We start from the raw sequence: 10139 nt of genomic DNA on the forward strand, positions 1-10139 counted from the left end.
GCTACTGAGATACTACTGTAACAAACGTTTTGTAGCCTCTGGCCCGCTTGAGAACAGCATGCAAGAAAAATTTATACCAGTAGCACTTTGCCATAAGTGACTCTTACTTTAAGTGACTCTCTTTTATTTTTACTCGACTATATGTGCTAAAAGAAGTGATAGACAAAATAACAAACCAAATGAAAGACAAAAGTGGTCAATTATAAAGATAAAATCGTAAAAACAACCAAAAATCTAATAAAGTCTGCTAAATTTGTCGTATCGTTACTTTAATATAAAAGTGCTATAAGCATATCGAGTGTAAGCTATACCATAGCAAGTTCAAATGACACCTTAGTGTAAATAAAGAATGATAACTATAGATTTTTTATACTGTTCTTGGGCATCATCATGCAATCGCTCTGTGTTCCATAATGAGGGTCATTGGCTATCTTTCCAAACGTACCAGCAGACGCTATCGGCTTTTACCTTATTAGATCGCTTGGCGATAGCCATATAGCTTGCAGAAAAGAAGAGATGGAGATCAGGGGTGTTAAATAGGTTATAACCTTTCTACTCCTCATTTTGTCTTCGTAATAACGCCATTTTTAGCAAGACGCAGTGCGCAGCTTACAGTGCCGGTTGAACGTATTTTATTGTCTATATTGATAATACTATGAGAAACTGAGACAAATATTTGGCGACGTTGCAAAACGTTAGTAGAAGATCGCTTGAGTTTACAGTATATATTTAACCAATGAGGATGACATGGCAATACGAAGAGTTAAGGCATTTTTTGAATTTGAGTCGGCAGGCGGAATAGTCTTAGCATTGGCTGCCGTTGCCGCCATGATCATTGCCAATAGCCCCCTCAGTGTGTGGTACGAGTCCTTCATTCATGCACCAGTCGCCATTCAGATTGGCAATTTTGCGATTGCCAAAGACGCCAGTCACTGGATTAACGATGGTTTAATGGCAATTTTCTTTTTTTTGGTGGGACTTGAGCTTAAGCGGGAAGTCTTAATCGGTGAGCTGTCTAACGTCAAACAGATTATCCTACCCGCAGGAGCTGCCATTGGCGGTATGATCGTACCTGCGATCGTCTACATACTCTTTAACTATAATAATCCTGAATACTGGAAGGGCTGGGCGATTCCAGCAGCGACTGACATTGCCTTCGCGATAGGTATTCTAAGCTTACTTGGCAACCGCGTACCGAACTCGTTAAAAGTATTCTTAGTCTCGATTGCGATTTTTGATGATATTGGTGCGATTTTAATTATCGCTTTGTTTTATACCAATGACTTATCCTTGGGCTCACTTGCCCTTGCCGGTCTATGTCTGCCGTTTTTATACCTACTCAATCGCCGCAACGTCACCAGCATCGCCCCTTACCTGCTTATTGGCGTCATCATGTGGATTGCGGTACTCAAATCCGGCATTCATGCGACTTTAGCAGGCGTGGTGTTGGCATTATTTATCCCTATGTTTGATCGTACCGATCCTGAGCACTCACCGCTTGAGGAGCTGGAACATGACCTACAGAACACCGTATCTTTTGGAATTCTGCCGCTGTTTGCTTTTGCCAACTCTGGTATTTCATTAAAAGGTGCAGGCGTCGCTGAGTTGTTCCATTCCGTACCGCTGGGTATTGCCGCCGGTCTATTCCTCGGTAAGCAAATAGGGGTGATGCTGATGTGCTGGCTCATCTTTAAGCTTGGTATCTCAAAAATGCCCAATGGTATGAACTTTAAGCAAATCTATGGTGCCGCATTATTATGCGGTGTTGGCTTTACCATGAGCTTGTTCATTGGCGGCTTGGCATTTGGCGGTGATACTCCACTATTTGATGAACGTCTGGGTATCATTATGGGCTCAATCGTGTCTGGTATTGCTGGCTACATTATGCTCAAAGTGACACTAAAAGATAATGTCACGAATACCTCAGTAGACTTAACGCGTCACTAATAGCGATTCGTCATTTTTGTTTTAATACTTTTCGACTTAGCGTTATTAGCTTAGGACATTTAAATTGTTTGGATTGTTATAAGGGACGATTATGTGGTCATTTGCGCGACTATCTACATTGAGCTTATCTACCCTTGGCAGTATTCTTCTACTCTCAGGCTGTGCAACCTTATCTAAACAAGAGTGCGTGGTCGGTGACTGGCAAGCGATCGGTTATAACGATGGCGTGGCAGGCTACTATGCAGATCGACTAGCGTCACATGCTAAGGCTTGCGCAAAAGCCAGCGTTGTACCGGACTATCAAGCATGGGAGCGTGGTCGTCAGCTAGGCCTCAAACAATACTGTACGGTCAGTAGTGCCTATAATATAGGTCGGCGTGGTCGTGAGCTAAACAGTGTCTGTCCAGCAGCAATGACCAGCACCCTACAAAAAGTAAACCAGCAGGGCCGAGAATACTACACATTAAACAGTCAGTTGAATGAAGATAGAAGTCTTTTAGAAAAATATCAAACCGAATATATCAAGCTTCGTGATGGTGAGATGCTAAATTTCGACAATGAAAAACAAGCACGCGCGCGCTTATTGTCTCTACCGACAGAGCTTCGAAGAGTCAGATATCGAATCGCTAATACCGAGGCACAATTAAAATTATTGAGCCAAAGAAAATCGTTGAGCCGGATGAATAAATACTGATGTTATGCTGGAAATACAATATTAAAAATACAGTTATGAGGATGCTTGATAAACATGAATAAAAAGACTTCAAATGTCTTGAACAGCAGTGACCCTCTTCTAATAGCCTCATCATACCAACGTCACGGGCGCACTACTGACATCAACGATCACAGTGACTTACAAGTCCTACGTCGTATCAAGCGCTATTTATTACCAAAAGACTTTACCATCTCACCGACGTTATTAGCTGAGATGGTAGAGGGCTACGATATTGGTGACCCACTTGCAGATGCGCTCGCTGATGATGGTTTGCGTTTTGCAAAACCTTTGCAGCAGGCGATTATTCATGATGATATTGACAACAATCTAACTAACAATTCATCATTTATAGCATTAACTGAGCAATTTGGCAGCCATCCGGATTGGTTCGACCCCAAGCTTGCGCAAGTTGGGGCTATCGCCTACCGTCGTTATCCGTTGATGTTAATTTGGCTACTACGTAATGTCGCGCTTATGGCAGGCTACAGTATCCCAGCGCTATCACTGCCACTTATCCAAACTGGCGCGTTGATGCATGATGCCTTGCCGCGTTTGATGCGTACTTATGCTTATATTCTAGCGGTATCTGAACACCCACAGCTTGACGGCAGCGCCTATCATCAGCGTCAACCCCTCTCTCAAGTATTAGAGATCGGCTCTGAAGGCTGGCGGCAGTCTATCAAAGTACGCCAAGTTCATACGCTAGTGCGCAAAAACTTGCTAAAAGGTAAATTGTCTGCGGCAGATGGCGTCATAGCGCCAACTGATCAACATCATAATCCGGATGGCAGCTGGAACACCGCCTACTGGGGTCTCCCCATCAACCAGACCGATATGATCGCCACTCATTTACAGTTTTCATTACTGATTATGCGCGGGCTACGACTGCTCGGCGCGCGTATCAGTAGCGAGGAAGCTGAAGGCATCCTGCATCTATGGAATCTTGCCAGCTATTGGATGGGGGTTGATTTACAGCGTTTACCTAAAGATGAAACCGCCTGTTGGGAGTGGCTCTATACTTACTTATCTATCCAGCAACTCGATTTTAGGATGGGGCGACCACTAGCAAAAGCCTTACATGACTTACCGCGCCAACTGATGGGTGAGGATAATCGTCGTGGACGCTTTGTAGAGATGGTCAATGCCAGCGTCACACGCACCTTAGTGGGCGATGATATTGGCGATGGTTTAGAACTGCCTAAGTCAAAGATACGCTTTGGGGTATTGTCTTCAGTACCTATCTTGTTTGCGCTCGATACAGCGCGTCAGCACAACAGTACCGTTGCCGATAAGCTGGAAGCCTTCCGTGCTAAACGCCAAGATAATATGAATTGGTGGCTTAAGAAAAACGATGACTATTATAAATAGCATCTGTGAATAAGCCCAACTATCAGTAAGTGTGGCTGGTAATAAGTGCGACTATCAATAAGTCTGACTATGATAAGTAGTAAACGAAATACTATAAGGGATTATCAACTATCCTAAAAATTACTATAATCAATATCATTAAAGACGTTCTAAAAAATGGTCTTGTTTTGTAAATTACCAAATAATTAAATTACCAAACGACAGATATCAACGTTCTAGGTTTTGGATGGGCGCGTTTTGGTCATGCGCGTTTTGGATACGATAGTACCATTCAAGCTGCCGGTCAAACCCAGTTTGTAGCAAGCTGGCAAGTACCTTCCCTGTCAAACCCCAAACGGTCTCACCATCAATCTGCCAACTGGGGGTTAATAAGGTCACCATCTGCTCTTGTAGAGCGTCTTGCATATTATATTTTATAGAATATTCTACGGTAGGTTGAGTGATTAAGGTCTCAAAATCTGCCCAAAAAATACGTGATATCTCCCCAAGCTCAGGCACTAATATGAGATCCGGTGCAATCAATGCCACAATTGGACGCACACTCATGCCGCTTTTTGAGGTTTGGATAGGTAGCTGGCCGAGTAGCTGAACTTTATTGGGTGGGAGCGCGGTCTCCTCAAGGGCTTCACGTAAGGCGGTGAACACATTATTGCCATCCCCTTCTTCATATTTGCCACCAGCACAGGATACCTCGCCGGCGTGACTGTTTAAGTGCACGGCGCGCCGAGTCAGTAGCAGTTTAGGACGTGGCTCATTGGTAATAGCCACTAATACTGAGGCATCAGCAATCGGGGTTTGATATAAGCTATCTAAAATGCGTGCGCTGTGGGAAACCTCATCAAAGTTGCCTAAGTTATCAAGGTTGGAAATGAGTGGGGATTTTATTGCGTCCAACAGTAATTCATTCTGCATCCGTTCAGCCAACTGCCTAAGCATTGGCTGATGAATATAAGACGGCAATGCGACTCTCAATTGGTCAAAATGTTCAAAGTGCCATGGTCTTGTCATTATAATCATCCTATATTTTGGTCGGTGCTAATTTTCTCAGTACTAAACATCAGTGTTAAACAACAGTGCTGAAAGTTACCCCTACAATAAAAACATCAATATAAAAATTAACAACAGAGAAAGACAGTTATCGTTAAGCAAATATATAGTCATGCTCGGTGGCATAAAATGGCACTTCTGATTCACACCAACCTTAATGAATAGGCGCTATCGCATTGGTAGTGGCCTTAATTTATAATGATGTCGGCAGAGGGCGGCACTATCCTAGGTATAATTGATGTTGTGAGTAATCTCGCTAAAACCTACATTTTTTTATCATAACCTAGGTTAGCTCAATCTAGCCGTGGCTGCATGTTCTTTATGTGACTGCTTATTACTTGATAGGGGCATTACCTCTTCCTGAGTAGGGTTGCTGCTTAATAACGGTGTTATATTAAAAAAGACTAGGTGGCTAGCATTTTTTAAACTCACTAGCGTGTACTTTGTTGCTAATAAATGACGTGTTCATGTTATCAATGCTTAGTCCTGCGCAAATTTATGCTATCTTAAAGTACTTATTTTAAGGTATATGTATTTTTGCGGTGGTCTTAGACCTTACCTTTTTATAAAGTCATATTTTCTAATAAAATATATATTAGGGTTTATAAATAAATCTTATAAAAACAATACCTTCAAAAACAATATTTTTCACAACATCCAAATAGCTTCTATTTATTTATTCCTTCCAACTAAACAAGGCAGTCAATATGCGCTATTGCTTACAATGCGGTCACGAAGCTGAACGTAAAATCCCAGCTACTGATAATATGCCGCGCTTGGTATGCCCAAATTGTAACTATATTCATTACGAAAACCCAAAAGTGATTTGCGGATCGTTAGTGGTGTATAAAGACAGAGTGCTGCTGTGCCGCCGCGCTATTGAGCCACAGTATGGTCTATGGACTGTGCCAGCGGGCTTTATGGAAAACGGTGAGACTATCGCTGAAGGTGCTGCGCGTGAGAGCTTTGAAGAGGCGGATGCCGTTGTCATTAACCCGCATTTATACTGCGTTTACGACATTCCCGATATTGGGCAAATTTATGTGATTTATTTAGCTGATCTCAAAGATGGTACTTATGGTATAGGGTCTGAAAGTCTTGATTGTGCCTTATTTAGTGAAGAAGATATCCCGTGGGATAAAATTGCTTTTGAAGCGGTACGACGTACGCTGACCAATTATTTTGCGGATCGTAAACAGTTCGACAGTCATGATAAATTTCCAATTCATCAAGACCAGATTAATAAAGATCAAAGTATTAAGCGCTATTAAGCTGAGCAGTAGACACAAAAAAGCCAGGCATCACGCCTGGCTTTTTTTGCATTATAAACGGTCTTGCTGTTTATAATGCTTAGCTGACAAGTCTTTAAATACTTAGCTTTTGACTTTACACACGGCAAAGCCAAGATTCTTGACCTCATCTTCTTTGTCATAAGGCGCCAGCACAGCACGCACATGTGACTGACCTTGCAAGTATTGCTTGGTCACCCGCTGCAAGTCATCAACAGTGACCGCCAAAATCGCGGCACGCATTTTGCGCTGCCATGTGGCGCCGCGATGATGCAAGTTCGTAAAGCAAGCTTTGATTGCCTCGCCAGCGGGAGAGCCCGGTTTATCCATACCTGAGATAATCCCTAAGATGGCTTCCTCTAACTGCTCATCAGTTTGCGGCTCATTAAGTAGCCATTCAATACTGGCATCAAAGTGCTCAAAGGTCTCAGCACAGTGCGGATCACGGTAGCTAAAGAACTTAAAGGCACAAGCATTGGCATCGTAACCGGCTCCGCCACCATAAGCACCGCCGCGCTCACGGATTGCGCTATGCAGATAACCGTTGCGTAAATAAGGCGCTAGCACCATCAGCGGTGCCGTGTCAGGATGATCAGCAGCAGGAACTGTGTAAGCACTAGCGTTATGATAAACGTTGGTCGCAACCAACCACGCTAAATCTTCAACCTCAATCGTCGCCCCGCTTTCAATAGCTGTAGTGGCACTTTCTTCACCGTTTAAGGCGGGGTTTAGCGTTAAATCAGCAAACTCACTAGGGACATTTTTTTCAATACTGGCTTCAGTATTTATCGCTTTTTCAGCCAGCTCTGGTGTACGGCTGTCTTTCCAACTATCAACAATCAAATTACTCAAGCGCTCGGTTTGCTCCGCTTCACAGATAATAACCGCATGTTTCGGCAAGCTGATCAGACGTTGATGCAAGTCCATTAGACTGGTCGCCAATTGGTCCCACAGCGCATCATTAGTACTAGCATGAGTCAAAAAGTCTTTGAGCGCATTCAGGGCCGGTAAGCCGCTACGCACATATTCAAGCTGCGATTGGCGACTCATACCACGACTGGCGGTTTGCATCGCATAAGCATGCCCTGAACCAGCAAGATTTGATTGCCATCCTGACTGACGCTGCTGCAATATCTCTTTGATACGGTCATGCTCAGTAAAGACGCTATGCTCCATCACTTCTTTGACTAAGTCGATAGCTTCAGGTTTACGATTGAGTGCGCGCGTTGCGACCACAAAGTAGCTGCTGATTGCTTGGCTGTCATCAATATTGGTACGTTGGCTGACACGTGCGGTCACACCAGATGAGTGAGCCGCTTGCTTGGCCTGCAATTCGTGCGCGCTTAGAGAGTCCGTACCCAGCTCAGACAGCAAGCTCAAATAGATAGGCAATAGCGGATGATTAATGACGTCGTTGGCTGGCAGATCCTTGGTACTTGTATCACCAATTGCGTCAGTTAATGGCACAACCACTTGATAATAATATAGGCCATTGGTACCCGCTTCGTATTCAAATAGCGTGCTGTCTTGACCACTTAAACGTACTTGCTTTTGTGATCCTTGCTTAAAGCTAATATCAGTAGGCACATCTTCTAAACCCACTTTTGGCAATAAGCTGACATCATCAGGGGCCGTTTGGCGCGCGGCCAAATCTAGTGCTTGCTTATGCAAAATATCTTTATCATCAGCGGTCATGTCCATCGCAATGGTATCGAGACGGGTCTGTTCGGCAGCAACCAAACGCGCTGATTTTTCACTATCAGGCGTTAGGGTCACACGCACACGGTGGTTGTTATCCAGCAGATGAATTTTGATTAAGTTGGGCAGCCACTGCGGGTCTTTTACCTGCTCACGTAGCCATACGAGATGCTCGTCGACTTCCCAAATATCAATAGGATTGCCATCGTGAATGGCCGTACTAAAGCCCTCTAACATCAAGTTAAGACCATAAGGAATACTATCGCCACCGATATGACGTTGGTCAATCTCTATCTGATGCAAAATGGTCTCAATAGTTTCATCAGCAATTGGCTGACTGGCAACTTCGGCAAGCAAATCCATAATGCCCTGCTCTACAGCCTCGGCATGCTCAGGCTCTGAACCGCGCAGACCTGTATAGAACACCATTTCATAATGACTGTCATCAAGGCCTAGTAATGGACTTGGCGCTTTACCCAACGGATGGCTGTCTAGATAGGCACGTAATGGCGAGCCAGCATGCTCAACCAATACGCCTTCTAGTAGACGTAGGGCAAGACGCTGCTTAGGATCGGTAATAGTCGGTAATAACCAAGCAATTACATGATGGGTTTGATCCGGACCTTCCTCATCAGCGGTATAGGTATCAGTCGCACTAATCGGTGCAGACAAACGTTGCTCTGGACGCGACACGTGCTTTTTACCAGTCTCAAAACGCGTGAGCGCATCGTCATGTATCTTCGCTTGGGTCTCTGCTATCGGAATATTACCGAAGCTCATAATGACACTGTTGGACGGGTGATAATGGCTTTTCTGAAACGCTACCAGCTCAGTATGAGTCAAATCAGGGATATCTGCAGGATCGCCACCTGAATTATAATGATAAGTAGTAGTCGGGAATACATGATGAGCAACCGCATGATACAGCTGATCAATCTCGCCACTCATCGCGCCTTTCATCTCGTTAAAGACAATGCCCTTAAACTGCGGCTTATCATCAGCATCTAACTCAACACGAATGCCTTCTTGAGCAAAATCGAGCGGATGAATACTAGGAAAAAATGATGCATCAAGATAAACGGATAACAAGTTAAAGTAATCATTTTTATTTTGGGTCGCATACGGAAAGGCGGTCCAATCGGCCGCAGTCATCGCATTCATAAAGGTATTAAGTGAGCGCTTAATCATTGAAAAGAATGGATCACGTACCGGAAACTTCTCAGAACCGCACAGTGCCACGTGCTCTAAAATATGAGCTTCACCTTTTGAATCCATTGGCTGAGTACGAAAGCCAACTAAAAAAGCATTTTCATCGCTAGGATGGGCTAAATGATAATGCATTGCTCCAGTTTTGACATGCTGGCTGATCAGCACATCCATCGATAACGCCTCAATATGGCGATGCTCAATCAGCTCAAATGCGGAATGCAACGTTAAGTCAGCGGTAAATGGTGTGTCAGTCATAGTTGTCCTTACAGAATGCCCTTAATATAAGGGTAATTAATAAATAGCAGAAATTATGCTTATAAAGCCAGTTGTTTTATAACAAAAATAGTGAAGAAACCTTATGGATGGCCTTCGTATTTAATGGCATGTTCAGTGCATTAAAAAACTTTCCTAACGGTGATAGATGGGGCTAGCATTCCGATAAGTCAAGGTAACAGGTTCTGAATTCAACCCCATTAAAGCCCCTAATTACTATAAATAAGACGATACTTCTTATAGATATAGGACTTACGCAACCAACAACCCAGGCGAGCGCAGCTGCTCGCAGAGGTAGTTATCAAGTAAGCCATGTTTTAATTGATATACCGTTCTCTTTGTTTGTCTGGCAAGACGGGTTAAACAGATCCAAACCAATATAGAACAACAAATATGATTGCGTTGAATACGTGCTTTGCGACACTGATTAGACTCTATACCTGTTAATTGCTTAATCTCTCTATGAAACTGCTCAATCTTCCAGCGTATGGCGCACACCTGTTGTACGTCATTACGATTAGCTTGAGTGGTATCGTTGGTGACGACCCAATCCGTGCGGTGAGTACTCACCACGACCCGAAACAATTCCACGA

The 10139-nt window shown here is 43.7% G+C and carries 7 protein-coding genes; 4 read left to right on the forward strand and 3 right to left on the reverse strand.

Annotation, left to right across the window (positions count from 1 at the left end):
* Positions 1-747: 747 nt before the first annotated feature.
* From nhaA to JMX97_RS07350, 3 genes are all read left to right on the forward strand, one after another.
* Entirely contained in the window at positions 748-1947 is a 1200-nt protein-coding gene (nhaA, locus tag JMX97_RS07340; RefSeq protein WP_201556490.1) for a Na+/H+ antiporter NhaA, read from the forward strand.
* 91 nt (positions 1948-2038) lie between these two features.
* Positions 2039-2641 carry a DUF2799 domain-containing protein gene (locus JMX97_RS07345; protein WP_201556491.1) on the forward strand — a complete coding sequence of 201 codons (603 nt, stop codon included), beginning with the start codon at positions 2039-2041 and terminating at the stop codon, positions 2639-2641.
* A gap of 54 nt (positions 2642-2695) precedes the next feature.
* Complete coding sequence (locus tag JMX97_RS07350) at positions 2696-4030, forward strand: oxygenase MpaB family protein (protein ID WP_201556492.1); 1335 nt, start codon at positions 2696-2698, stop codon at positions 4028-4030.
* 207 nt (positions 4031-4237) lie between these two features.
* Here the strand turns inward: JMX97_RS07350 and JMX97_RS07355 are convergent, their stop codons facing one another.
* Positions 4238-5038 (reverse strand): NUDIX hydrolase, encoded by an 801-nt coding sequence (locus tag JMX97_RS07355; RefSeq protein WP_201556493.1) that lies wholly within the window; start codon positions 5036-5038, stop codon positions 4238-4240.
* A 746-nt stretch (positions 5039-5784) separates the two neighbouring features.
* Between JMX97_RS07355 and JMX97_RS07360 the strand changes: the two genes are divergently transcribed.
* The gene (locus JMX97_RS07360; RefSeq protein WP_201556494.1) at positions 5785-6348 is read left to right on the forward strand and encodes an NUDIX hydrolase; all 564 of its coding nucleotides are present in this window, start codon (positions 5785-5787) and stop codon (positions 6346-6348) included.
* Between the two features lie 102 nt (positions 6349-6450).
* Here JMX97_RS07360 and JMX97_RS07365 read toward each other — a convergent pair whose 3' ends face one another.
* Together JMX97_RS07365 and JMX97_RS07370 are read right to left on the reverse strand one after the other, a co-directional pair.
* Positions 6451-9528: an insulinase family protein gene (locus tag JMX97_RS07365; RefSeq protein ID WP_201556495.1), complete on the reverse strand. Its 3078-nt coding sequence runs from the start codon at positions 9526-9528 to the stop codon at positions 6451-6453.
* A 270-nt stretch (positions 9529-9798) separates the two neighbouring features.
* On the reverse strand, positions 9799-10139 hold a 341-nt coding region (locus JMX97_RS07370), incomplete at its 5' end, for a transposase (RefSeq protein WP_201556496.1).

It is taken from the genome of Psychrobacter sp. 72-O-c, assembly GCF_904846605.1.
Taxonomy (GTDB): domain Bacteria; phylum Pseudomonadota; class Gammaproteobacteria; order Pseudomonadales; family Moraxellaceae; genus Psychrobacter.

Excerpts from the sequence above, each read along its gene's own strand:
- nhaA (WP_201556490.1), top strand. The coding sequence starts at position 748 with ATGGCAATACGAAGAGTTAAGGCATTTTTTGAATTTGAGTCGGCAGGC.
- JMX97_RS07345 (WP_201556491.1), top strand. The coding sequence starts at position 2,039 with ATGTGGTCATTTGCGCGACTATCTACATTGAGCTTATCTACCCTTGGC.
- JMX97_RS07350 (WP_201556492.1), top strand. The coding sequence starts at position 2,696 with ATGAATAAAAAGACTTCAAATGTCTTGAACAGCAGTGACCCTCTTCTA.
- JMX97_RS07355 (WP_201556493.1), bottom strand. The coding sequence starts at position 5,038 with ATGACAAGACCATGGCACTTTGAACATTTTGACCAATTGAGAGTCGCA.
- JMX97_RS07360 (WP_201556494.1), top strand. The coding sequence starts at position 5,785 with ATGCGCTATTGCTTACAATGCGGTCACGAAGCTGAACGTAAAATCCCA.
- JMX97_RS07365 (WP_201556495.1), bottom strand. The coding sequence starts at position 9,528 with ATGACTGACACACCATTTACCGCTGACTTAACGTTGCATTCCGCATTT.